A 25,307-nucleotide genomic window follows, 5' to 3' on the forward strand; every position below is an offset into this window, starting at 1 on the left:
ACAGCGGGATCAAAGCTGAGAGAACATTTACTTTAACCATTGCTGTGATTCCTTCCAGGAAGGATTGAACTTTATTTGCCCCCACCAATCAGAATAATCTTAAAATCGTTTTTATTTGGAATGTGAAAAGATGATTTTAAATACCAGTGGATTGCATAACATTAACACTTTGCAATGATGATTGGTTATAAATATGAATTTAAGGAAGCATTCGCGCATTATATTATTTTACCTTACTTTTTTTGAGGTAGTATATATCCATTACTGCGACGGACGCTACTTCTTTCTTTGCATTAGTGAGTATTTCTTCTGTGTTAATTTGTCCACAACCCATTATTTAACTAACGCATGGCCCATTTTTTCGTTAAAACATTTTTTGGATAGTACAATTATTGTATACTGAACCTGTTTCCTGAACAGACTAAACCGTCTCAACAGGGGAGTCTTATGCGAGTTCCGCTTTGTTAAAAATGCCGTAAGGAATAATGAAAGAAACTATACAGAGGGGGGATTTTATTGTGGAAAAGAAATTATTACTGGCAGGATCAGACGATGAGTTAATGTTGACCCCAAACTCTTATTTCGCTTAATGAAATGATGTAAATAAAGGCTGGCTCACTGCCCCTTAAGCCAGCTTTTCGATGCACTCAGACAATCTCTTCTGCTTCGATCATCTTCAGCTTTTGTTTAAAAGCAAGATCGCTATCCACGCCAAGTTTACGCATAATATTGCGCTTATGTGAGCTGATGGTTTTCTGGCTACGAAACAGCATTTTTGATATGTCGACACTTTTTTTCCCTTCTCGCAGAAAGGACAGAACTTTACTTTCCGTTTCGGTTAATGATACCTGTACCTGCGCATCTGGTGACGCCAGGCTTAGCTGGCGAATGAATGGACTAAGAAAACGCTTCTGTCGGCAGCAGCACTCAACCAGTTCGCGCGCCGCAAAAAAGGGGTCATCCACACATAACAATGAACAACGGCTTCCAGTCAGTAGTTTATGGATAAGACGCTTATTAATCCCCCGGACCAGAACCAGCATGCGCGGATCGTTAAGAGGGAGTGCTGAAACGGATGCTGTTTTTATATCCGTAAAATCGATAACCCACAGCTTTTGCTCTGTACTTGCCTCATACCCAGGGGTACTCAGTGAATACGACCAGCCGGGATTTGTTTTGGCAAGATTTGCAAACTCCAGGCTTAGCGCATGAAACCAGATATTGCTGGAGGAAAGATATAGGGCATGAAAGTGTGACATACAATTTACCTTGTCTGATATGGTGTGGAAAGTTGCGCGATTTCCGTCAGTACATCGAACCAGTGTTCCTCGTGCTGAAGCCCCAGGGCATCGCACAAATTATGTTTCCATGAGAAAATGGTTTTGTGGCTGCACCCCCGGGACTGAGAGATTTCCTTTGCGGATAACCCACTGGCAAACTGCAGCATGATATCCAGCCCGTTTTGAGAAACGGTGCGTTGATGTCTGGTATGGGCTGGCAATGTAACTCCCGATGTCTCCATTCGTATGAATTGCGTAAGCCCCGGCTCCAGATCATCTTCCAGCAACAGATGGTTTACCCCGATGCTTCGTAAAAGTTGTGCGACATGCGGGTATCCAGAAGGAAGCCAGACAATGGTTTTGATTTGTAAACGTATCAGAGAGCTAAGTAGCCTGAGTAGACGCGCAAATTCAGTTCCGGCTCCATCCATTCCTGCCAGCACAGCCGTACGGTGATGATCGGCACCGCAGACGTCCTCACTCAGCGACGTCAGTCGCGGGTACACATCCAGAGAAGAATAAATAGCATCATGAAGTAAAGAACAAACGGCAGAACGCATCAGCATTCTGGGTTCATACAAAAAAAGTTGCGGCACAACAATAGCCCCTTGCAAATTAAACCAGATATCAGAATAGTATTACTGACTATTAGGATAATTAAAGCACTCCGGGAAACCAGTCAAAACAAGTCCATTTATAGATACAAACCTGATTGCAAAATTGTTCGCACCCCATAACAGTATCATGTACATTGGTTGTGGCGCTGAATTCATCAGTAGCTATACTGTTGATATCCACACAATGATGACACGAACATGAAACCGGAAGAGCATATTATTCATTTAATCGACAAAGCATCCGACCCGACACGCGTTAAAACAGGACGGGAGCGTCAGATTATATCTTTACTGCAGTACATGGAACCCATGACGGTGTTGTTACATGAGGGTGTTGTCGCTGTCTATCGTAATGCCGATCATATGCTGCTCAGTAACACGAGAGCACCTATGATTCTTGGTTTTAATCTGATGAATGACGATAATCCTGACATGTATCTACAGGCACGAGGTATGATTCGCTATGAGATACTCTGTCGGGACGAATTCAGAGGAATCATTGAGCAACAGGATCTATGGCAATCTCTGGCATGGACATCGATGTATGTTTCGCTGCGTTTTTTGGATTATACCTTTAACTCCACCTCACTCCCAACCTATGACCTGATTAAGAATAATCTCGAAGCACTAATGCGCGAACCGGAAACGCTTCGTATGCGCACTAATGCCTGCGACTATATTCAGGAAAAAACGTTATTGTCGCGTAGTGGCATCATGAAAATCCTTGGGGATTTAAAAAAAGGCGGTCATATTGAGTTAAACCGCGGCATACTGATAAATATACATAAATTGCCCGCTCGTTATTAATTCCAGCTTTGGATCAAAAACCGGAACCCCCAGGATTTGAAAACGTTATTCAGAGTAGCTAAGTTAATATTTTCATGACATTCCCATTATTATAGCCTTGTTGATTGGGGAATATTTGGATGACATCCATCTGAGCAAAATAAGATGTTTCTGGTGCTTGCTATGGAGCTATGGAGCTATGGAGCTATGGATAGGGAAGATAACTGATTGACCGTATTGATGGCCAACTGAATTCGATGATAACAGGAAACAGCATTATGTATGATAATAAACCAATAACGAGCATTCGCACCATTATCAGTAGGATAAGCCAACCATCAAGGATCGTCAACGCTCCCCGAGGGGCTCTGATATCTTTTGACAATTCCTGTATATCCGATGGTGTGCTTTTACATAGTGGTGTCGTATTGTTGCGCCGTAGAATGGACGATAGGATTCTCGGCCATATCAGCGGCCCGGAATTTTACGGATTTGATCGCTTTATTTGTGTTGGCGAAATAATTTATCTTGAAGCAATGAGTACCGTCGAGTTTGAGATTTGCCCTGTTGAGCAGATGTTCCAGGTAGTTGAGTGCCAGAAACTATGGCCACAACTGGTTGATTCAACGTTGTATTTGATGTCATCACTTTTCAAAATCTATACTGTACTGAGCCAGCACAGCTCTTTCAGGATTGTCTGCGCTTTGCTACAGTTGCTGAGCCAGTCACCGACAGAGTTGATTAACACAATCACGGTTATTGAATATATCAAACAGAGTTCAAATCTCTCCCGCAGTAGTATCCTCAAACATCTTGCTGCGCTAAAGAAAAACGGAACACTACAAATGGAGAATGGTTATCTGAAATCATTTATACATGATTCAGCCCTTGAAACATCAGATGCATCATCCTGATGAGATAATAGATTTTAATCCAGTTCATCACATACCCGCATGGACCTGTAGAAAGCGGTACTTCGGAAATTTCGGTTAATATAACCGTCACTCTATAGCGGAAACGACCATGTATCGGGTAAACATCTGTTCGGAGGCTCATGGGCACTGAGTGAGAGGAGCTGGTCACGGTACGTGCACTGATCAAAATGACAAAGGCAGGTATGGCAGAAAGCATGCGTATTGCCTGAAAATCAGACCAGCGACAGGGAAATTCGCTCGGAATCTTATTTATTCAACAAAGCCACCCGGGGTATATTCCGTTGTCCTACTCACCGGGCCAGTAATCCGCTCCCTTCTGGGATGAGGGCGCTGATTTTCTTACGGTGCAGCTCATCGTGACATAAACGGGTATCGTAAGCACCATTAGCGGCGGCTGACCTGATTTTCCGGATTAACCCGGGGAAGGCCTCTGAGTCTGTAACGTAGTTAAGCGACAGGTCAGCACAGATGATTTCATGTGTTTTGCTGTCTACAACCAGATGCAGCTTCCGCCAGATCGGTTGGTGTTCTTTGCCGTATTTTTTGACTTTCTATTCGTTTTCACCGAAGACCTTCAGCCCGGTGGAATCAATGAAACCCTGTGCAGCCCGCAGGGTCAGCCGAAATACTCGTTTAATCACCAGAAAGGTGGTGATGGCAAGGTCAGAATAGCGCTGAGGTCTTCCACGTACTGAAGGCGGGGCTGTGTCATACCACGCCTTAATCGATTCGTCGCCCGGCCAGAAAGTCATGGAGCCACGGTTTATAGGTGTGCCAGTTGGTGATTCTGAACTTCTGTTTTGCCACGGGACTACCTGCGTTGTCAGGGAATGCGTGATCCGATCCTTCAACTCAAAAAGTTCGAGTCATTCAACAAACAAAGCCCAATGACACCTGTTTTGCAGGGACAAATTTGAGCGTCCAAACTATCAATACCGTATCGGGACCGTTTGATGCGACATTCGATATCGTGAATACAATCCCTGGTGTCGTCACGATAACCTGGATGCCGGCAGTGGCGACAAAATCACCTGCTCTTTTACGTTTGTCCCTTTAATTTTAATTGTATGCCCTTTGCAAATAGCAAAGGGTGTTTTTAAGATGGCATGGCGTGAGGACTAATGCGTCGCTTCGCCAGTCATCCCACCAGCCCCGGCACCGACGGCAGCACCTTTCAGCACATTTTTCCCGGTCATTGCTGCTGTACCAGCCCCCACCGCGCCGCCTTTACGCGCTGCTTTGCCTTTATCGCCGCTTTTGAACATCGCCCCGGTACCCGAACCAACAACTGCACCACCGACGGTAGACTTCACGCTTTTGCCTGTTGCCGCACCAGCCACAGCACCCGTTGCGCTTTTATCCATAGCCATGCTGACAGATGAAAAAGTCAGCAGCGCAGTCATCACTATTACAGAAATATCTTCATATCATGTCCTTAGCTGCTGTGATGACGACGGGTGTTTCCCGCACCCAGGCGGCGATCAATCGCCAGGATACGGCGAGAAGCACCGGGCCAATGAACAAACCGAGGATACCAAGGGTCAGTAATCCACCAATGACGCCCAGCATAATCAGAAACAGCGACGTTTCTGCACCGCGGCGGATCAGTACGGGTTTGAGCACATTGTCCAGCGATCCGGCAACCACAGTCCATATTAGTAGCAGTACGCCCCAGTTATACTGGCCGCTCCAGAACAGCCAGGCTACGCAGGGTAGCATGAGGAGTACTGGGCCGAGTTGCATCAGACAAAGCACAAAAATAATTGCCATCAGTAGCGCCGCGCCGGGGATCGGGCAAATCAGCAAACCTAATCCGGCGAATGCTGACTGGATCACCGCAGTCAGGACGATACCCATCGCGACGGCCTGAATGGTTTTTCCGGCCAGCAAAATGGCGCTTTCACCACGCTCAGCGGCCAGACGACGGGCAAATAGTCGCAATCCGTGCGCTATTCTGTGACCGTGCAGGTAGAACAACAGACATGCTATCAGCATCAGTACGCCATTAAGCAACAGTGCACCGATATGCGAGATTTGCTGCATAAAAGCGACTATCACCCGGACAACCCAGGGTTTAAGGGTATCGCGAAGCGTCGCGGTGTGCTCGTTGATGAGGTCCAGCCAGCGGGAATGTAGTTTCTCACCTATCCAGGGAATATGAGCTAGGAAAGCGAAATCCGGCAGGTGCTTGAGATCGAAAAGGGTGAACCAGGAGAGGATTTTCTCCAGCAGAGTAGAAAATACCGACATGCAAAACAGTAGCGGGAGCAGGAAAATGAGGGTAAGGAAGAGCATCATCAAACCAACTATTATCCCCTTGTGCCATCCCGTTTTGCGTTGCAGGAGCGTAAACAGCGGCCATGTAGCGATAACAATCAGTCCCGCCCAGACAATACTCAGCAGAAAAGGGCTGGCGACCCAGATAGCGCCGATCAGCAAGGCCATAATAAGGATGCTACTGAACAGCGTCTGTGTGAGATCGCGATGAAGAGTGACTGACATCGGCTCAGGCCTCGCTCATAGAAACGTAACGCTGCACAGTGGTCTGCAGCCCGTCGTTCAGGTGTACGTCCATTTGTGGGAATGGCATCTGAATATGGTTTTCGTCGAGCGCCAGTTTGATATTCTCCATCAGATCAAAGTAGACATCCCAGTAGTGGCGGTTTTCCACCCATACCCGAACCACAAAATTCAGTGAGGAAGGGGCAAATTCACTCAGGCGAATGGTGTAACCTTTTGCGTGAATAATTCGCGGATCGACGCTGACCACGGTGGTCAGCGTGCTTTTGACATGAGAGATGTTTGAGTTGTATGCCACACCCAGCGTAATATCCACCCGGCGCATCTGCTGCCGGGAGTAGTTGGTAATTTCTCCCGCAATAATTTTACCGTTAGGTACAACGATAATCTTATTGTCTGCCGTTCGCAGCGTGGTGGAAAAAATATGAACTTCTTCAATCGTTCCCGCCACAGCGCCAATGCTGGCGTACTCACCTGCGCGAATGGGGCGCAACGAGACCAGCAACACACCTGCCGCAAAGTTTGCCAGCGAGCTTTGCAGCGCCAGGCCGATAGCCAATCCTGCCGCGCCAACCACAGCGATAATCGACGATGTTTCCACCCCAATACGACCCAGTGCGGCAATCACCGCAAACGCCAGCAAGGCATAACGCAACAGGGCGCTACAAAACAGTGTAATGGTATGATCGACCCTGCGTTTATTGAGTAGTTTTTTAAACCCTGAACTGGCAATACGAGAGAAAAAAATACCCGAGCAGAGCAGAAAAATAGCACCAATAAGATTAACACATCCTTGCGCAATCGCTGATTCATTATTAACAATCCAGTTAATCAGTTGGTGGATACCGGGGAATGCGTCGATTTTCATAAAATCATCCTGTGAAAAGAAGCCATCCATTTTACAGCGGGGGCAGTGACAAAAAGAGAGATTAAAAAGTCTGTTTTTAGAGGCAAAAAAGAGTTAAAGGACCTGTGAAGGAGAATATGGTACACAGATTATCATCATCACGTTTTGTGTCATTTATGACTCTCTTCGATTGATTTATCCAATAAGACATTTTTTCGAGCAATATTCCTATTTTTATATTGAATGGGGCTTTGTTTGTTGAATAACTCGAACTTTTTGAGTTGAAGGATCGGATCACGCATTCCCTGACAACGCAGGTAGTCCCGTGGCAAAACAGAAGTTCAGAATCACCAACTGGCACACCTATAAACCGTGGCTCCATGACTTTCTGGCCGGACGACGAATCGATTAAGGCGTGGTCGTCGTTCAGCAGACCGAGGGTCAGTAATGACAAACCTTACTCGGAGTCGCTGTTCCGTACGCTGAAATATTGCCCGGAATGGCCAGTGGATGGCTTCAGCAATATAAGCAAGGCGCGAGAGTGGGTACACAGCTTCATCCGCTGGTACAACACTCAGCACCGGCATAGCGGGATAAAGTTCGTCACACCAGAGCAAAGACATCTGGGACTGGATAAGGGGCTTCTCAAACAGCGAGAGACCGTGTACGAAGCAGCCCGCTGTCAGCATCCCGAACGCTGGTCAGGAAAAACGCGCAACTGGGCACCGGTAAATATGGTGGCACTTAACCCGGAGAATGAACACCGCCGGGCAGCATAAAAAACGACATCTATCTTGAAAAACGCCGGTCGGTTTGGGTCGGAATATGCAGAAACTACGCGGGCAACAAAAACGCGTGGTGACCCGGGGCAGAACGAAAAAAATTTTCTGGCCGGAGTACTGCACAGCAGAACGGGTAAAGTCAGTTACGTGGGAGGCAACAGCAAAAGTTCGAAGCGGTTCATCAACCTGCTGAAACGGCTTAACACGACGTACCGACGGGCAAAAACCATCACGCTGATCGTGGACAACTACATTATCCATAAAAGTCGGGAAAAACTGCGCTGGCCGGAGGAAAACCCGAAGTTCAGGGTGATTTTCAGCCCGTCTACTCCGCCATGGGTGAATCATATTGAACGGTTATGGCAGGCACTTCACTACACAAATACGCAATCATCAGTGTTGCTCAATGTGGCAACTGTTGAAAAAAGTTTGCCATTTTATGGAAACCGGCAACCCGTTCCCCGGAGGCAAACATAAGCTGGCAAAAGGATACCTTCGAGGGGGCATGTATTCAGACAAATTTATCTTCAATGTGGCACAAGTAGTGGCACCTGCTGCTGACAAAAATCCAGATACGCCCGAACTATTGACGAAGGATGTCGATGTGAGGGATAGAGCAAATGGATCTGCAGTTCTGGCATCGGCTTGTCAGGTAACAGCGAGACCAGTTCATCATTTTGTAAATGAGGGGTAGCCAGAAACAAAGGTAGCTCGGTCACCACGTCTCCAGCCAATGCACGATTTCTTAAATGCGCGTAGTCGTTGGTGGTTAGCATACTACGCGGCTCAAAAACCTCTTCACCCAGACTCCAGCGACTCACGGAACTCGCGCCAGAAGACCAGGTTGCGCAGGGATAGTGATGTAGCGAATCCACAGATTCAGGCACCCCCAGTCGGTCAATAAGGTGCCGACCAGCAACCAGGACATGGCGGTATGACAGTACACGCCGGGCCACTATCGTCTCGTGAACAATTGCACCGACCCGTAGTGCCACATCAATACTATCTTCGACCAGGTCAACGCGACGCTCAGTGCTAAACACATGTAGCTGAACTTCTGGATAGCGTTGCTGAAACAGGGACAGCAATTCCCACCACGGCTCAAATGCAGGCGGCAGAGACAAGCGAAGCCGCCCCCTAAGCCTCTCCTGATCACTCACCACCGCCTGTTCAGCCTCCTGCAATGCCTCGATGCCACAACTGGCATACTTATAGAGGCGTGAGCCTGCGTCCGTTAAGCGAGTTCCGCGCACAGACCGTTCCAATAGTTGCACTTTCAACTGCCGCTCAAGCTCGCGGATACGGCGGCTAACAGTTGGCAATGGTAGCCCCAGCTGTACAGCCCCGGCAGAGAGACTTCCCGATTGTACGACGCTGACAAACATCTGCACTGCATTGAGATCCACATATACCTCTCATATTTGAGAGCCAGACAGCAAAAAATGCATCTATTCATTCGTCAATGATAGCACTAAAGTTCATACATACCGTTGATTTCAACGATTCTGACAGGAGCCAGACCATGACCATTCAGGCCCTCATTCAGTCCTACGAGGTCGCACTCAATCACAGCGCCACAGACTCTATCCTTAATCTTTACGACAGTGAGCCTGTGTTCATGCCCCAGCATGCCCCCGCCCTGGTAGGACGTGATGCGGTACGTGCCGGTTATGAACAAGTTTTCGCCACCATCAAACTTGATATCCGCTTCGAAATTCATGAAATCGAAGAGGCTGGAGACTGGGCCTGGGCACGTACCAGTTCTGCAGGCCGCACCAGGATTCTGGCCACTGACCTTGAAGTGACGGAAGGGAACAATGAACTGTTTGTTTTCCGAAAAGAGAACGGAGAGTGGAAGATCCACCGCTATCTGTTCGCCACAAGTCAGCCACGTACCTGAAGTAAGACTATGAAAAATTTTGTCATTGAGGTAGGAGGTGGTTCCGGAATTCTGTATTCTGACTCTGGACTGACCCCACAACAGTAGACATTTCCTGTCCTCACGACGAGGCCTGTTCAAAGGCCTCCGGGCTGACGCCGCCGAGGTGGCTGTGGCGCCGGGCCCGGTTGTAGAACACTTCAATGTAATCGAAGATATCGGCCCGGGCCAGATCCCGGGTTTTATAGATACGTTTTCTGATCCGTTCTTTTTCAGTGAACTGAAGAACGATTCGGCCACTGCATTATCCCAGCAGTTGCCACGCCGGCTCATACTCGGGGCCAGATTATTGGCCCGACAGAACCGTTGCCAGTCGTCGCTGCCGTACTGGCTGCCCTGTCTGAGTGCACGATGACCTCGCCGTCCTGTTTTCGCCGCCAGACGGCCATCATCAGCGCGTCGAGTGCCAGTTCGCGTGAGAGGGTGGGCTTCATCGACCAGCCGACCACATTACGGGCGAAGAGATCGATAACCACCGCCAGATACAGCCAGCCCTGCCAGGTGCGGAGTAGAGTAAGAGGCAGGGCGTAGTCGGACTATTTCCCTGCCTCTCCTCTCCGAACCGGACGTGCACCTTTCAGCGCATCCGGCTCTCCATTTAAACGCTGGTGAACGCCATTGCCACTTCAGTAAAACGCGATGTGTATGTGTTTCTGGCCTCCGTCCTCAGATAGGGATTACCTTCAGGCAGACGCCAGCGGAACAGCTTCTTGCCTTGCCCCACCAACCGGTACAGCGCTTCACCGCTGAGCTTGCCGTGGTTGGTTTTACCAAATAAAACCCACGTTTTGCTCTGACCCGGTTTTGGTGATTTACACCACCACCTCATCAGGGAAGCGATTCCTGTACGGTATTTGCGGGCCAGCCAGTGAGCCAGCTTCCAGAACGCGACACGGTCGATATAACGGAAGACTTTGGCCTTAAAATCAACGAACTGATAGAACATGACCCATCCTTTCAGTTTCCGGTTGAGCATCTCAACCATATCGACTTTGCTTTCACTGTAATTGCCTGATAACAGTGCCGTCAGCGAGGCCGCGAAGTTTCTGGCTTTCTCCTTCGGGATCGTCGAGACCACTCGCAGATCGCCGTAACGACTGCGTTTGCGGATGATCCGGTGGCCCAGAAAGATAAAACCGTCATTGACATGGGTGATTCTGGTCTTGTCCATGTTCAGCCTGAGTTTCAGGCTGTCTTCGAGCACACCCCGGCATTCCTCCCTGATGGCTTCTGCCTGTGCTTTGGTGCCTTTGACGATAAGTACAAAATCATCGGCATAGCGGCAGTAAGCCACCGCAGGTTTCCATTGCCAGTTTTCTCTGACAGCAGTACTTCGGCCTCGCTGGATACTGTTATTCCAGTACCATCTATCCTTTCGGGCTTTCCCGCACAGATAGCGTTTATGCAGATACTGATCGAACTCATTGAGCATGATATTCGACAGCAGCGGCGATATTACGCCTCCTTGCGGCACGCCTTCACTGGCCGCCCGAAAGAGACCGACATCAACATGCCCGGCCTTGATGGTTTTCCACAACAGGCTCATAAAGCGTGTGTCACTGATCCTGCGGCGCACGGCCTTCATCAGCAGTCGATGATGTACGGTGTCGAAGTAACTGGACAGGTCGCCTTCGATCACCCATCGGCCCCGTGTTTCCCCGCAATCGGTGAGCTGTAATTTCACCGTGCGGATCGCGTGGTGGACACTGCGTTCGGGCCGGAAGCCATAGGAGAGTGTATGAAAATCACTCTCCCATATCGGTTCCATCGCCATCAGCATGGCCCGCTGAACAATACGATCCCGCAACGCGGGGATACCCAGTGGTCGCAGTTTGCCGTTGCTTTTAGGGATGTAAACCCGTCTGGCGGGCAAGGGCTGGTAGTGATCTGAGAGTAATTCATCTCTGAGGATTTGCAGCTCAGCAGCCAGTCTGGCCTGTAGCATTGTTTTGTTCACGCCATCAACGCCGGGGGTATGTGCCCCCTTTGATGACAGCGTGATCCGTGCCGCTTCAGCCAGCCATTCTGGTTGTATTATCAGGCGCAGCAGCCGTTCAATCCGTCGGGACGGATCGGTGGCTGCCCATGTGGCAAGCTTGCGTTGCATTTCGCTGATTATCAAAGGTCTTCACCTCGTTAGGTCAGTTAATTCACGTCGCAAACACATTTAAACTACTTCCCTTCGCCATGTAATGGGCTTTCCCCATCGCGGACTACTACGGAAGCTCCGCCAGCCAGCGCGTCATCGGAGCCATACCTCCTTAACATCCGTCGCTGACCTTCCCCGGTTTACCTGCCTGGACTCAGACATACTGAGGAGGCTGCCCGTCGCACTCTTTATCCTTGCTTGCCGCAAGTTGGCAGAAGTCAGCAACGCGAGAGTGATAGGCGCTGCTGTCCCGGTGTTTCGCATACATATCAAAACACCTTCGACCGGTAGTGCTTACGTATCACCGCCAGTGACTCCTGCACGACCTGTCAGATCACGTAGGCCGTGGTGACATTTTCAACCCACAGAGGCGGATTAACGGGTTCATGTTCTTCAGCCTTTCAGTACTCAACCTTGAGGATCATCTTGGCTTAGTGATCTCGCCTCAATCCCCGTTGTCAGCGGGTTACATCACCCTGCGGGCATGCCACAGGTCACTGCCGCTCAGGTTCTCCACCGTCACACCCGGTGGGATTGTTGGGCTCCTCATCGTGAGTTACCGGTTCAATATTCCAGACAGATTCGTGGTTCATTTGAGCATCCATGCTCACCCTGAACTCCGGGCACACTATAAGTAATATCTGTGACCCAGACCTGATTGGCCCGGACAACAGTAAACTGCCGCTGCACGCGATTAGGGGCAACCATTGAAGGTCGGCCGGCGATACGACGCGGCGCTTTATAGCCGCGCACGGCTTTGATCCGGTTCAGTTGCATAATACGACCCACCCGGTTTTTGCCGCAGGTCTCCCCGATTTCGTTCAGGTCGCCATGAACCCGCCGGTAACCGTATACGCCTCCGCTCAGTGAATATGAGTCACGGATAAGCGTCATCAGGCGCTGGTTATCTTTAGCGCGTGCCGAGACCGGGTTATGCGGCCACGCGTAGAACCCGGCCCGGGCGACATTCAGTACCCGACACATTGTCATCACACCCCATACAGTGCGGTGCTCATTGATAAAGCGGTACTTCAGTCGGGCTCCCTTGCAAAGTACCGCGCGGCCTTTTTGAGGATATCCCGTTCTTCTTCGGCGCGTTTTAGCTGTGCCCGTAGTTTCAGGATCTCGCTTTTGGCTTCCAGTAAATCCCGGGCATGCTGTTCGCTGTTATCGGGTTTAATAGCCCGTAGCCACTTATAGAGGCTGTGTGCAGACACGCCCAGGCGGTCAGATACTTCGGCAACGGAATAACCGCGTTCCGTTATTTGACGGACGGCTTCTTCCTTAAATTCAGGTGTAAATCGTGGTGTGCCCATACGCTCCTCCTTGTATCTTGAAAGTGGATTACTATGTTCTGGCTTAGATTTGGCAAAGCCCGTGTAGTCCGATTCCTCCTGGGGTTATTCAAGCCCGCAGCATAGCGACTGACGCACAGGCTGAGTCGTTCATCTGAAGCCCGAACAGTTGTCTGAACTTCAAATCGTATTTGCAAGGAGGGGTATAGATGAGCGTGTCAAATCAACGTTGTGCAGGCATTGATGTTTCGAAAAGCACTCTGGATATTGCAATCAGCAGTATTGCCCGGCAATTCACTGTGCCAAATGAAGATGGCGGTTTTAATCAGATACTCAAAGAGTTAAAGCAAAATGAAACTCAACTGATCCTGATGGAGGCCACCGGGGGACTTGAGTCTGGTGTGGCTGGCTATCTTCAGTCTGAATGTTTCGACGTGGTTGTTATCAATCCCCGCCAGGCGCGAGATTTTGCCCGCGCAATGGGCTATCTGGCTAAGACCGACCAAATAGATGCCAGAGTCCTGCTACAAATGGCAAAAGTTATTAACCAGCATCCTGAGCGGGAAAAATATATTCGTCCCTTACCTGATGTTCACAGGCAGTTGCTGGCAGCAATGGTGGTCAGACGCCGACAATTAACGATCATGCTTACAGCTGAGCGGAACAGGTTGCATCCATCGCATCCTCAGAATCATGAAAGTATCAGATTTATTATTTCGGTATTGAAAAGTGAAATGGCTCGTATAGAAGTTGAAATGTCAGCCTATATTTCGAAAAATTTCAGTGAATTATCTGCATTATTGAGCGCCGTTAAAGGTGTTGGTGCAGCGACTGTTGCCGTGCTGCTGGCTGAGATTCCGGAACTTGGAACGTTGTCACGACGTGAAATTAGTGCGCTTATTGGGGTTGCTCCAGTAAACAGAGATTCCGGCACGATGCGTGGTCGCCGAACGGTATTCGGAGGGCGAGCCTCCGTCCGAACAGCTCTCTATATGTCAGCCCTTGTCGGGACGAGGCACAACCCAGTAATTAAAGAGTTCTATACGGGGTCCGCTTGGAAAACGGAAATTATCCCACGCTAAGACTGTTTTTTGTACAATGCAGTATCGACTGTGCGTAATGAGCGGTATTTTCCGGACCCCAGCTTAAGATTGTTACGCCAGACGTAATCTCCACTCAGATTGATATGTTCCCAGCCCAGGGGAGAAAGATGAGATACCAGTTGCTCATTTATCGGGATACCTTTTCGTTTCAGTGACTCAATGGCTCTTTCTATATATACCGTGTTCCACAACGTGATCGCCGCTGTCAGTAACGTCAGCCCGCTGGCGCGGTAACTTTGATTCTCCAGCCCACGATCCCTTATCTCACCCAGACGGTGCATAAAAACCGCTCGCGCCAGGGCATTACGGGCCTCACCCTTATTCAGCCCCGCCTGTACGCGTCGGCGTAGACTGGGATCTCGGAACCAGTCCAGCATAAATAGTGTCCGCTCGATGCGGCCAATCTCTCTCAGCGCTTTGGCGAGTCCGTTCTGTTTTGGGTAACTGGCTAACTTTTTCATCATCAGCGATGCGGTGACTGTCCCCTGCTTAATCGAGGTTGCCAGGCGCAATACCTCATCCCAGTGCGCCTCAATGTCTTTGATATTCAGGCTGGTTGTTGATATGACGGACTGAAGCCCCGGATAGCGATCTGCCTTTCCATGAATAAACAGCCGCTTGTCATGAAGATCCCGGATCCTCGGCGCAAAAGCGAATCCCAGCAGATGCATCAGGGCGAAAACATGTTCAGTGAAACCTGCGGTATCGGTGTAATGCTCGGTAATTTCCAGATCGCTTTCATGGTACAGCAGACCATCAAGCACGTGGGTTGAGTCGCGCACCCGGCTGATCACTTTGGCGTAGAACGGGCTATATTGGTCTGAGATATGCGTATAAATCTGCACGCCCGGCTCCTGACCATACTTAAGATTGACCTGTCCGGCATAACGCCCGTGACTGCCTACCCGAAAGTTTTGCCCGTCTGACGACGATGTTGTACCGTCGCCCCAGAGTGCAGCCAGAAGTCGCGCTTTCTGAGCGTTGACCAGCTCGGCCAGTGCCGCTGAATAGGTTTCATCCCTGATGTACCATGCCTGAATACCTTCGAGTGACGATTTTGTTGCCCCCGGGCAGGACTCCGCCATTTTTGTCAGCCCCAGATTGATGCCGTCGGCCAGAATGGTGGTCAGCAACAGTCTTCCGTCTTTTGGTCTGACGTTATTATTTTTGAGGTGCGCGAAGTGACGCGTAAACTCCGTCCAGCTGTCCACTTCTTCCAGTATCTCCGTAATTTTCGGATGGGGAAGCATGCCATAAACCAAATCGGCAAAGGGGGCAACACCCGAAGAGACGCTGTTCTCGAGCGGAGTGATTTTTACTCCTTTATCTGAGATATCAACATCGGGCAAATCACCGGCAAGCGCCATCGCGTTAACTTCTTCCAGACGCGATGCAAGAAGTGTCATACGGGCCTGAAGATAAGCCTGGCAATCGGTCTGAACGGCCAGCTGTAACTGGTCATTGTGGCGGGATTTCTCAAACTCAGCAGCCGGGATGAGATAATCATCAAAATTTCTGTAGCGGCGCGATCCTTTTACCCATATATCACCGGAACGTAACGCCCCCTTGAGTTCATTCATTACGCAAAACTCGTAATACTTGCGGTCGATCCCTGACGGTGTGAGCACCAGTTTTCGCCAGCTTTCAGGGATAAATCCAGTTGGCGCTGCTGGCGGAACTCTACGGAGTTGTTTACGGTACATCTCTCTGATGGTGTCCAGCGCATCGCTGAGCGTCTGCGCTGCAGGTGTCGCCATGAACTGCAATACTGACAGCATACGCGGGGCGTATTTTCGCAGCGTACTGTATTTTTCGGTGATCAGGTGAAGAGGGTCGAAATTGCCCTTACGGGACAGAAACTGTGTTTCTTCCAAGCTGTTGATAAACTCCTGCCAGGGAAGGACATCTTCTATCGCTGCCCAGGGATCTTCACCGGATTCTCTGGCATGCAGCAGTGCCTCACCGACAGTAACATACTGCTTCAACTTGCTCTGGATGAGTTTCCCCGTCAGCTGAAGCCTCTCGGCTTGTGTGCGTTTTGCCTGGCTGAACAGCGTGCCCAGAATACGTTCGTGCAGTTCGATAACCTCATCAGTCAGTGTGGCCCGCGCTTCCTGAATGACACAAACCAGCGTAGCGTAACGTCTGACATCGGTGAATTTTGCCAGATCTCTGCTGCTCATTTTCCGGCCCTCACGCGCCAGTTTAAGTAACCTGTTCTGGTGAACGGAAAGCGCAATACCATCAGGCAATTCCAGCGCGGCGATGGAATTAAGCCGGTCGATATGTTGCAGCACGTTTTTACCGTTTATTTTACCCGGAGGCTGAAGTAGCCATGCCAGACGGGAAGGCTGTTCACCCTCTGATATGAGCAGGCTGTCGAGTGCTGATTCATGTTGCTTTTTCAGTTGCGCAGTAAGAGCCGAAAATACGGCTCTGTCAGCGAGCGTGGCAACTTCGGCAAGCGTCCGTTCGATCACATCAACAGAAGGGAAAATAACATTATTGCTATGTAGCCAGTTGAGCATTTCTTCCGCCAGCACAAATCCTTTGTCAGTACGCATGGCATAGGGGTGAAGATGCTGAATACAATCTTTTTGCAATGATCGGCTGAACGGGGATAATTTCAGGTAGCGATAAAGTTCAGCCAGATGTTCCCAGCGAGTTTGCTCTCTTGAGGCATATTCCGGCCATAAATCAGGCTGAAGTTTCAGCTGGGAAGTGATTCTGGATATGACGCCACTGTGAGGGGGATTGCTTTTATCCGGAATAAATCCAGGTCCACGCAGATAACAGAGTAATACAGCAAAGCCCAGGCGATTTGCTGGCCGTCGGTGTTTATTAATGAGTGCAATATCCTGTTCATTCAGAAAACACATTCGGGTCAGAATAATTTCATCATCTGGAATAACCAGCAAGCGCTCCTGCTCTTCACTGCTCAGTATCTGTCGCCGTGGCATATATGCTTCCCTCGCGTATAGTTTCCATATGTTATGGTTAACAGTGACCGAAACCGGTCGGTTTAGTACATTCCTTAAAATAGATGTACGAAAATTAGTGATTTTATTTTCGTACATACGCTATAATTCGGACATCCTTTACGTACGGAAAGTTGCGCGATGTCACGAGTTTTTGCCTACTGTCGTGTCTCTACGCTGGAGCAGACCACGGAAAATCAGCGAAGAGAAATTGAGGCGGCTGGTTTCTCTGTCAAACCTCAGCGACTGATTGAGGAACATGTCAGTGGTTCGGTGGCTGCCAGCGAACGACCTGGATTTGCCAGACTACTTGACCGTATGGAAAATGGCGATGTGCTGATTGTCACGAAACTTGATCGTCTCGGACGCAACGCGATAGACATCAGAAAAACGGTCGAACAGTTGGCGGTTTCAGATATTCGTGTGCATTGTCTGGCACTTGGTGGCGTGGACTTAACCAGTCCGGCAGGGAAAATGACGATGCAGGTGATCTCAGCAGTGGCCGAATTTGAACGTGATCTGCTACTTGAACGCACACATTCAGGTATAGCCAGGGCAAAGGCTGCAGGAAAACGTTTTGGACGTCCTCCGGCCCTCAATGAAGAACAGAAACGGGCTGCAGTAGCGCGAATCAATTCCGGCGCGAGTATCAGCGTTGTTGCGCGGGAATTCGACACAACCCGGCAAACTATTCTCAGAGTAAAAGCAGCATATCTGCCTCGTGAGACGGATCCCGATGAACCTGTTTGAATTTTTTACGTATTAACGGACCCATTCAGTGCGTAGTTTCCCCGCCAGACGACCCGCTGCAGCACTGACAATAGCCCTTCACTGTACTTGACATACACCACACCACCTGATGTTGTTTCTTTGAAAAAAGCCAGTGAAAAACAAAGATGTAAATAGTATTACAAACAGTTTTTATAAATTAACAAATGTCGCTAACATAGAATGGAATCACACTATTTTTATAAGTATTGTTATTGTCACCTTCCTGAAGTATCTGATATTATTTTTTATTGAAAGTTAGTAACACTTAATATTACGAAAACCTGTCAAGCATGGCACTTGCTAACCTGGTGAGTCATAATTACTTTTCTCATCATTAACCAGCCAGTAGTCTTTATCTACGCGGTTGCCTGCCGCCCATGTGAATCCATTATTTAATAAGCCCCCCCGACAGCATTATGGAACAGACTGCATGAATGTTTTTTTGCAGTCTCAACTGAGACTGCAAAAAATATTCTACGGAGAAAAATTGCAATAGTATTAGCATGCAGGCTTCTGGTTCGTGACGTTATTATTAAAGGGAAACTTAAATATGAAAACCAAAGAACTATCGCTGATATCAGCATTAGGCTTATCCGCGCTGTTAGCCTTCCAGACCGCATCAGCGGCCGACAGAGGGTTAACACAAACACTGACTATCGATGGTGATATTGTTGGCAGTGGTTGCACCGTCAGCTTCCCCACCTCAATCACCTTTCCGGAAACGGATATTTCTAAACTTGTTTCCAGCTCGGCTGCCACCTATTCGAATATGGTGATGCCATCAGGGACAATGCCAACCATAGCCCTGAGTGACTGTGCTGCAGCACAGCAGTTTACTGTCACTCTGGTAGGGACAGCAGACAGCGATGATGCCAGTGTATTGCATAACGATGCAACGGAAACACCTGCTGAGCATGTTGGGATGATGATGTTTTTAGGATCGGGTGAAGAAGAGTTGCTCAAGCCTGGCGTGGCCTCTAAACCCTATACTGTTAATGGAGACGGCGAGGCCGGTTTATCTGCATGGCCAGGTCTGGTGAAAACGACCGACGCGCCTGCCGCCGGGGATGTCCACATCTCAGGCCAGATCCGCATTGATTATCTATAATTACAGGGAAGGATTGCATTCATGATTATTAATAAAACGCTCATTACAGTGGCGCTGTTTGCGACGGCGTCCGCTTATGCCGCTGAACCCACTACGGTGAACTTTGACGCGACAGGGAAAATTACCGAGAACTCCTGTCAGCTTGAATTAGCGCAGTCGGTGACTATCAACCCTATCTCGTTTGAAAGTATGCATGATTCCAGCTATGTGAAAAATAACGGACCCGATTCGAATGGGACGTTTGTTATGATCGATGCGAAGTATTGCACGCCGGGTACGGTGACTGCTTCAATTCTGGGCGCTGCAGACGAAAATGACAGCGACTTATTAGCTATTGACCAGGGAGAAGGTGCGGCTAAAAACGTGGGTATTGCTTTTTTCAGCGGTCCAACACTGTTGGCGCCGAATACCAGCAGTGCGGCACCGACTGGTGGCATCGATGGCGATCATTTCTTCCAGTTTATGATTGACCCGGTCAGCGTTATTCACACCACGCCGCAGCCAGGGAAGATCCACACCACTGCGCAAGTCCATATTAACTATCTCTGATTTATCCCTCCAGAGCAGAGCTGTCAGAGGCTCTGCTCCTCATCAGGTTTTCCATGAAATTAATTATTCGCACTGTCATTGTTGTGGCCGCGCTGATGCCACTGCTGAGTGGTGCCAGCATTAAACTCGGCAGCAACCGTCTCATTTATTCCGGTGATAAATCTGATATTACGCTGGCATTAAAAAATGATGACTCCCGTCCTTTCCTGGTTCAGTCATGGGTAGACGCCAAAGGAAACGCGCTACTGGAGGGGATGAAACTGCCTTTCATTATTGCTCCCCCGTTATTTCAGATGGATCCTGGGTCTGAAAATGTCATTCAGTTGATGTATACAGGATCAGGTCTGCCAGCCGATCGGGAAAGCCTGCTCTGGCTCAACGTGAAGTCCGTTCCGTCGGTGAAGCAGGAGGAGAAAAATCTCAGCAATAAAATGCTTCTGGCCGTCAGTAATCGCATGAAAGTTTTTTATCGTCCGGGTGGGCTGACAGGCTCCCCGAATAACGCAATTAAAGACCTGAAATGGCATCAGGAAAGTAACGGAACGGTCATCGCGAAAAATGACTCACCCTATTACGTGGTGATGAATAGCGTGGCTTTTAATCATAAACCGATAACCATTTCGATTGAGACCAACAATACCGTGGTACCTCCGTTTGGTGATAAAAGCTTCACGGTGAAAACCGATAAGTCCTCTTCACTCACGGTGAACTGGAGCGGTATTAATGACTACAGCATGGTGTCTCAGACCTACAGCGCTGATATCCAGTGACGGAACTGAAGTATGTTGCATAAAAAAACAGCGATGGCATTACTGGTTTCCGGGGCCGCTATCAGTTCAGGCGCTGTCGCTGATAATTACTACGATCCGGCGTTATTAACGATTTCTGACGGGGCACCAGAAATAAAAAACATTGAGAATGTGCAGAAGAATTTGTTACGCCCGGGAAACTACCATCTGCATGTGTATGTTAATGGTGACAGCCAGTTTCGGGTGATGCCGGTCACCCTCGCCGGGCTCGGAGATGAAAATCCCGTGCCTTGTCTTCAGTACCGCGATTTTATTGCTATCGGCATTAGTCCCTCCGCTCCGGGCGTACATCTCAGCGATGCCACAAAAAAAAACTGTCTTTCAGTCAAAGAGGCTGTGCCGGAGGCCACCTGGCAACTGAACGCTGCCGCGATGACCCTGAAACTCAGCTTTCCCCAATCCGTCATGCAAAAACATGCAGAAGACGAGATCCTGCCCGGTGAATGGGATGAGGGGATTTCGGCTCTGCTTGTGGAATATCAGTACAGTGGATCGCAAATCTTGTCTGCTGAAGAAGGGGAAAGCCGCACCTCTGACAACTATCTCAACCTGAACAGCGGGATGAATTTTGGTGCCTGGCGACTGCGAAATCTTTCCTCATGGCAAAAGTCTTCCTCCGATGAACAGCACTGGAGCACCATCAGTACCTATGTTGAAAGGACCGTTGCAGCGCTCAAAAGCGAGCTGTATCTCGGGGATACGTACACGTCTGCGGACGTCTTCGACAGCGTTAAACTGCGCGGCATCCAGCTGGTGTCGGACAGCGGAATGCAGCCCGGTAGTCTCAACGGCTTTGCCCCGGTGATCCACGGTATTGCCCGAACCAATGCGACGGTAACGATTCGGGAACAAAACAATGTCATCTACCAGACCAGCGTCACGCCGGGCAGCTTCACGATAGACGATCTTTCCTCGGTTTCCACCGGCGGGACGCTGGATATCACGGTCAAGGAAAGCGACGGTCAGGAGACGCATTATCAGCAGCGCTATGCCGCTTCGCAGCGGCTGCAGCGACAGGGCGCGTTCCGGTACTCACTCGCGGCCGGGCGCTACTCATCGGCCGACAGTGATGAGCCGGACATGTCTGATGATGAGAACACTGATGACGGGAATGATCCCCCAGCGAAAGATTCCGAAAGCCGCGATGCCGATCTCATCCAGGGGAACTTCGCCTGGGGAATCCCCTGGGATCTGACGCTGTCCGGCGGTCTGTTACAAACGCAGGATCGCTATTCTGCCGGGAATGTCGGGCTCGGGAGCGATCTTGGCATATTTGGCGCACTGTCAGCGGATCTCACGCTGGCGCGAACCACACCGGTGGCAAGCGACAGCACTGCTCAGGGCAAAAGCCTGCGCCTGTCCTATACCCGCCTGTTTGACTGGACAGGCACCAACGTGCAGGCGAGCTTACGCCGCTATTCATCTGACTATTACACGCTTGCTGATGCCATGCATGCTTGCCAGAGCTGTCAGCGGAAAAAGCGGGAATACACCGTCTCGGTCAACCAGCCGTTGCCGGGGACATGGAGTTTCTTCGCTTCCCTGAACAACGCCGTTTACGATAATGATGAACGAAACAGCAACTATCAACTCGGACTTAACTTTCCGCTGAGCAGGGCGCAAATGTCGCTGTCGTTCAGCGCCAGTCAGAGTGCCGACGACCAGAGTGATGCCCGCTGGGACAGACAGATAGCGCTGAGCGTATCTGTCCCTTGGGATCTGTTCTCTACCCGCCAGGGCAACCTGACCGCTATGTATACCCGTGATGTGGGTAACAGCGCTTCAGCACAGGTCGGCTATTCTGCCACCGCACTGGAAGACCGAAGCCTCGCCTGGTCTGCGCAAAGCGGGAAAACATTCTCCCGCGCAGGTGAGGATACCAGCCAGAGCAATCTGAATATGACGCTGACCGGCAGCAGAGGTTCTGTTGCAGCGGGCTATGCCCACGAATCCCGGCAGGACAGGGCAACGATCGGGCTCAATGGCGGGGTGTTAGTTCATTCGGGCGGGGTCACGCTGGGACAGTATTCTACCGGCGCGATGGCGCTGGTGAGTGCCCCGGGAATGGCGGATTTACCTCTGCTTGGCGCGACGGCGGTGCGGACAGACCGCTCAGGCTATGCCCTGCTGCCTGATGTCGCCACTTATTCACGGGATACCATTGCCTTTGATACTTCTCAGGATATGCAAACCGGGAATCTTGGCACGGTGGCGCAGTCAATCGTCCCGACCCGGGATGCGGTGGTTCTGGCCCGTTTTGAAACACATCCCGGTCAGGATTTTATTGCCACGCTGCAACAGGGGAAGCAAGCTCTCCCCTTCGGGGCTGTAGTTCAGTTGTCGGGTGAGAAGGAGCGTGTGTTTTATGTCGGCAACGACGGACAGGTTTATCTCAACGGCGTTGCAGAAAGGGGTTCGCTGACGGTGACTCTCGACAGCGAACAACGCTGCCATGTGGATTACGACTTAACGCATGCCATCCGGATCGGTAAATTTGCCACTGCCACATTGCAGTGTTCTGAGGGGTAAACCATGAAATGCTGGCTTTTTAGCGTCAGTCTGTTGCTCTCTGCTCAGGCTCTGGGGTGTCACGGGATACCGGAGATGCAGAGACTGGATATCCAGTTACACCCCGAAGCGCTCCTGAAACAGCTCCAGCAAAAAAAAACAGGAACGGTGCTGTATACGCACCAGGCTACGCTACGGGAACTAACCGGGCGCAGCGAGGCGCTGACCTGCGGTGGTCGCCACGAGAGAGTGACTATTTCCGGGAACTTAACCGGTAATGAACTGGGGCGTCGGGTATACCAGACCTCCGTTCCGGGGATCGGTGTGCGGATTTTTTATCTCAATCGCTATGCGCTGGATGACGCAAAACTGCGGCTATTTCCGTTCATCGACAGCGCGACGGGGAATGACTTATCCCCCTTACGCACCGACAATATCGCGCTGCGTATCGAGCTGGTGAAAACCGCCGAAACGGTTCACCCTGAGGAAGCACTGAGGGTGACACAGAATGAGTTGCTGCGATTCAGCACCCAGGAACTGAACACGATGGTGAACTTCAAGTTGATTTCGGGTTTACCGCCCGTTAACTGTTCTCTGGATACCCCCCAGGTGGTGGTGCATCTTCCGACGACGCCTCTTAACAAGATAAGCCAGGACAAGAATAAACCCGGTACGTTATTTCCGTTATCGGTGAAAATCCTGTGTGATGCGGCCCCGCATCTGATGTCACTGACTATCAGTGGCGATGCCGCCGATGCCCGTACGGGGGTACTGAATATGCAGCCGATTACAGGGAGTGCAAAAGGGATTGGTCTTCAGTTCTGGCTGAATAACAGCCCGGCGCCCCTGAATCAAGCCATACTGCTGTCATCGTTGCCCACGCAGAATCCAAACGGCCAGCTGGCTATCCCGTTATCACTGAGCTACATCCGGCTCCAGCCGGATACCACGCCGGGAAAAGTCAGTGCTGTGGCAACGTTGCAGGTCAATTATCTGTAATAAACGCCTGAGGTTCCATCGTATAAAAAATGGATGGGTCACTCTGTTCCCTGAACGATTTATCACATCATCCATTGCAGAACTGATACCCAGGATTTGGTTAACTATCCCATAGGCATCCCTCAACGCAGTGAGTCACTGCACACCATGAACGATTGGAGTATTCATTATGAAAGCAGCTGTTATTCACGCCTTTGGCGGACCTGAGCAGATCCGCATTGAAGAGCTTCCCACTCCGATTCCCGGACCTGGACAGGTACTGGTCAAGGTGCTGGCCGCTGGCGTCAACCGACTGGATCACTATGTCCGCCTGGGCCAGATCAATCCGAACCTGGCCTTCCCTCATATTCTGGGCTCAGATGCAGTGGGTGAGGTTGCTGAGCTGGGCGAGGGCGCCAGCCGCTTCGCCGTGGGCGACCGGGTGATCACCATGCCTGGTTATCCGACTAATCCCACCGAAGCGCATATTCGCCCGGTAACGACAGCAGCGAGCTACGCTATTCCTGGCACACACATTCAGGGAGCCTATTCCCAATATATTGTGATCCCTGAGGCCTGGCTGCTGCGTGACATGAGCGGCCTTCCGGCGGAGCAGATCGCCGCCATGCCGGTGGCTCTGCTCATCGCGATCCGTTCGGTACAGATCGTGGGCGAAGTGAAGACTGGTGATCGAGTGCTTATCCATGCCGGGGCATCCAGCACCGGCATTATGAGCATCCAGGTCGCGTGCGCGCTGGGTGCTCATGTAGCGGTAACCGTGCAGAATGAGTCTTCAGCCAGGCTGGCCAGAAGCCTGGGTGCCGAACTGGTGATTAATTCCAGCAATGAAGACTTTGTCCAGGCTCTGGATGAATGGACTGGTGGCCACGGTGTTGACGTCGCGATCGACAACCTGGGAGGCAACATCCTCGCGCACACTATAGATGCGGTAAGACCCCAGGGCATCATCGTCACCATGGGCTTCATGGCCGGGCATCATGTGACTTTCGATATCCGCAACTTCTTTTTCACACAGAAGCAGCTGCGAGGGACTTTGGTTGGTGATATCGAGGACTTCTCAGCGTGGATGGCTCCTGTTCGCGAAGGAAAGATCCGTCCGGTGATCGACAGCGTACTTCCGCTGTCCGAAGCAGCAGCCGCACATGAACGAATCGCTGCCAACAAAGCCAGAGGCAGCATCGTTCTCCTTCCCTGGGCGGGTAAGGACTCTTAAGAGGAGCAAAGAGGACATGCGCGATAAAACACTGGAACGTCTGCACCTGCCTGGCTTGAACCATAAACCCAGGTGGCCTGCGTAGAGCCCTTCACCGCTCACCCACAGGTGAATGATAG

At 50.4% G+C, this 25,307-nt stretch carries 18 protein-coding genes and 7 pseudogenes; 14 read left to right on the top strand and 11 right to left on the bottom strand.

All coding sequences use genetic code 11. The features are described 5' to 3' along the window. Positions 1 to 647: 647 nt before the first annotated feature. Together ACTJJA_RS17020 and ACTJJA_RS17025 are read right to left on the bottom strand one after the other, a co-directional pair. Complete coding sequence (locus ACTJJA_RS17020; RefSeq protein ID WP_440668750.1) at positions 648 to 1,259, bottom strand: LuxR C-terminal-related transcriptional regulator; 612 nt, start codon at positions 1,257 to 1,259, stop codon at positions 648 to 650. 5 nt (positions 1,260 to 1,264) lie between these two features. Next, positions 1,265 to 1,876 carry a hypothetical protein gene (locus ACTJJA_RS17025; protein ID WP_440668751.1) on the bottom strand — a complete coding sequence of 204 codons (612 nt, stop codon included), beginning with the start codon at positions 1,874 to 1,876 and terminating at the stop codon, positions 1,265 to 1,267. Positions 1,877 to 2,095: 219 nt separating this feature from the next. Here ACTJJA_RS17025 and ACTJJA_RS17030 point away from each other — a divergent pair, with 219 nt between their 5' ends. Together ACTJJA_RS17030 and ACTJJA_RS17035 are read left to right on the top strand one after the other, a co-directional pair. Then, positions 2,096 to 2,704 (top strand): helix-turn-helix domain-containing protein, encoded by a 609-nt coding sequence (locus ACTJJA_RS17030; RefSeq protein ID WP_440668752.1) that lies wholly within the window; start codon positions 2,096 to 2,098, stop codon positions 2,702 to 2,704. A 257-nt stretch (positions 2,705 to 2,961) separates the two neighbouring features. Beyond that, on the top strand, positions 2,962 to 3,597 hold the full coding sequence (locus tag ACTJJA_RS17035) for a helix-turn-helix domain-containing protein (RefSeq protein ID WP_440668753.1): 636 nt from the start codon (positions 2,962 to 2,964) through the stop codon (positions 3,595 to 3,597). Positions 3,598 to 3,923: 326 nt separating this feature from the next. Here ACTJJA_RS17035 and ACTJJA_RS17040 read toward each other — a convergent pair. From ACTJJA_RS17040 to mscS, 4 genes and pseudogenes are all read right to left on the bottom strand, one after another. Then, positions 3,924 to 4,425: pseudogene (locus ACTJJA_RS17040) on the bottom strand (transposase); the annotation flags it as partial. 311 nt (positions 4,426 to 4,736) lie between these two features. Beyond that, positions 4,737 to 5,021: a glycine zipper family protein gene (locus ACTJJA_RS17045; protein ID WP_440668754.1), complete on the bottom strand. Its 285-nt coding sequence runs from the start codon at positions 5,019 to 5,021 to the stop codon at positions 4,737 to 4,739. 19 nt (positions 5,022 to 5,040) lie between these two features. Beyond that, positions 5,041 to 6,120 carry an AI-2E family transporter YdiK gene (ydiK, locus tag ACTJJA_RS17050; RefSeq protein ID WP_440668755.1) on the bottom strand — a complete coding sequence of 360 codons (1,080 nt, stop codon included), beginning with the start codon at positions 6,118 to 6,120 and terminating at the stop codon, positions 5,041 to 5,043. 4 nt (positions 6,121 to 6,124) lie between these two features. Then, the gene (gene mscS, locus ACTJJA_RS17055) at positions 6,125 to 7,006 is read right to left on the bottom strand and encodes a small-conductance mechanosensitive channel MscS (RefSeq protein ID WP_440668756.1); all 882 of its coding nucleotides are present in this window, start codon (positions 7,004 to 7,006) and stop codon (positions 6,125 to 6,127) included. Positions 7,007 to 7,266: 260 nt separating this feature from the next. Between mscS and ACTJJA_RS17060 the strand changes: the two are divergent. The 3 pseudogenes from ACTJJA_RS17060 to ACTJJA_RS17070 form a co-directional block, all read left to right on the top strand. Beyond that, positions 7,267 to 7,405, top strand: a pseudogene (locus ACTJJA_RS17060) (IS5/IS1182 family transposase); the annotation flags it as partial. Then, positions 7,402 to 7,764, top strand: a pseudogene (locus tag ACTJJA_RS17065) (integrase core domain-containing protein); the annotation flags it as partial. The pseudogenes ACTJJA_RS17060 and ACTJJA_RS17065, both read left to right, overlap by 4 nt. Positions 7,765 to 7,816: 52 nt before the next feature. Beyond that, a pseudogene (locus ACTJJA_RS17070) lies at positions 7,817 to 8,254 on the top strand (transposase); the annotation flags it as partial. 40 nt (positions 8,255 to 8,294) lie between these two features. Here the strand turns inward: ACTJJA_RS17070 and ACTJJA_RS17075 are convergent. Then, positions 8,295 to 9,173, bottom strand: coding sequence for a LysR family transcriptional regulator (locus ACTJJA_RS17075; RefSeq protein WP_440668757.1), 879 nt, complete (start codon positions 9,171 to 9,173; stop codon positions 8,295 to 8,297). A 116-nt stretch (positions 9,174 to 9,289) separates the two neighbouring features. Here ACTJJA_RS17075 and ACTJJA_RS17080 point away from each other — a divergent pair, with 116 nt between their 5' ends. After that, positions 9,290 to 9,667, top strand: a complete 378-nt coding sequence (locus tag ACTJJA_RS17080) for a YybH family protein (RefSeq protein ID WP_440668758.1) — start codon at positions 9,290 to 9,292, stop codon at positions 9,665 to 9,667. Positions 9,668 to 9,767: 100 nt separating this feature from the next. On the opposite strand, the pseudogene ACTJJA_RS17085 reads toward ACTJJA_RS17080, so the two are convergent. From ACTJJA_RS17085 to ACTJJA_RS17095, 3 genes and pseudogenes are all read right to left on the bottom strand, one after another. Continuing rightward, positions 9,768 to 10,224 (bottom strand): annotated as a pseudogene (locus ACTJJA_RS17085) (IS3 family transposase); the annotation flags it as partial. An 80-nt stretch (positions 10,225 to 10,304) separates the two neighbouring features. Then, a complete protein-coding gene (gene ltrA, locus ACTJJA_RS17090; RefSeq protein ID WP_440668787.1) occupies positions 10,305 to 11,813 on the bottom strand; it encodes a group II intron reverse transcriptase/maturase in 1,509 nt (502 codons plus the stop codon). A gap of 672 nt (positions 11,814 to 12,485) precedes the next feature. Then, positions 12,486 to 13,171 (bottom strand): annotated as a pseudogene (locus tag ACTJJA_RS17095) (IS3 family transposase); the annotation flags it as partial. Between the two features lie 188 nt (positions 13,172 to 13,359). On the opposite strand from ACTJJA_RS17095, the pseudogene ACTJJA_RS17100 reads away from it, so the two are divergent. Beyond that, positions 13,360 to 14,196, top strand: a pseudogene (locus tag ACTJJA_RS17100) (IS110 family transposase); the annotation flags it as partial. A 32-nt stretch (positions 14,197 to 14,228) separates the two neighbouring features. On the opposite strand, the gene ACTJJA_RS17105 reads toward ACTJJA_RS17100, so the two are convergent. Next, positions 14,229 to 17,213: a Tn3 family transposase gene (locus ACTJJA_RS17105; RefSeq protein WP_440668759.1), complete on the bottom strand. Its 2,985-nt coding sequence runs from the start codon at positions 17,211 to 17,213 to the stop codon at positions 14,229 to 14,231. Between the two features lie 159 nt (positions 17,214 to 17,372). Between ACTJJA_RS17105 and ACTJJA_RS17110 the strand changes: the two genes are divergently transcribed. The 7 genes from ACTJJA_RS17110 (at position 17,373) to ACTJJA_RS17140 (ending at position 25,188) form a co-directional block, all read left to right on the top strand. After that, on the top strand, positions 17,373 to 17,981 hold the full coding sequence (locus ACTJJA_RS17110) for a recombinase family protein (RefSeq protein ID WP_440668760.1): 609 nt from the start codon (positions 17,373 to 17,375) through the stop codon (positions 17,979 to 17,981). A gap of 571 nt (positions 17,982 to 18,552) precedes the next feature. Further along, positions 18,553 to 19,110 (top strand): fimbrial protein, encoded by a 558-nt coding sequence (locus ACTJJA_RS17115; RefSeq protein ID WP_440668761.1) that lies wholly within the window; start codon positions 18,553 to 18,555, stop codon positions 19,108 to 19,110. Between the two features lie 21 nt (positions 19,111 to 19,131). Continuing rightward, positions 19,132 to 19,659: a fimbrial protein gene (locus ACTJJA_RS17120; RefSeq protein ID WP_440668762.1), complete on the top strand. Its 528-nt coding sequence runs from the start codon at positions 19,132 to 19,134 to the stop codon at positions 19,657 to 19,659. Between the two features lie 53 nt (positions 19,660 to 19,712). After that, positions 19,713 to 20,429 (top strand): fimbrial biogenesis chaperone, encoded by a 717-nt coding sequence (locus ACTJJA_RS17125; RefSeq protein WP_440668763.1) that lies wholly within the window; start codon positions 19,713 to 19,715, stop codon positions 20,427 to 20,429. Positions 20,430 to 20,441: 12 nt separating this feature from the next. After that, positions 20,442 to 22,997 (top strand): fimbria/pilus outer membrane usher protein, encoded by a 2,556-nt coding sequence (locus ACTJJA_RS17130; protein WP_440668764.1) that lies wholly within the window; start codon positions 20,442 to 20,444, stop codon positions 22,995 to 22,997. Between the two features lie 3 nt (positions 22,998 to 23,000). Further along, positions 23,001 to 23,975: a fimbrial protein gene (locus ACTJJA_RS17135; RefSeq protein ID WP_440668765.1), complete on the top strand. Its 975-nt coding sequence runs from the start codon at positions 23,001 to 23,003 to the stop codon at positions 23,973 to 23,975. A 169-nt stretch (positions 23,976 to 24,144) separates the two neighbouring features. Then, positions 24,145 to 25,188 (top strand): quinone oxidoreductase family protein, encoded by a 1,044-nt coding sequence (locus ACTJJA_RS17140; protein ID WP_440668766.1) that lies wholly within the window; start codon positions 24,145 to 24,147, stop codon positions 25,186 to 25,188. Positions 25,189 to 25,307: the final 119 nt, after the last annotated feature.

The organism is Enterobacter sp. 22452 (assembly GCF_052045065.1).
GTDB lineage: Bacteria > Pseudomonadota > Gammaproteobacteria > Enterobacterales > Enterobacteriaceae > Enterobacter > Enterobacter mori.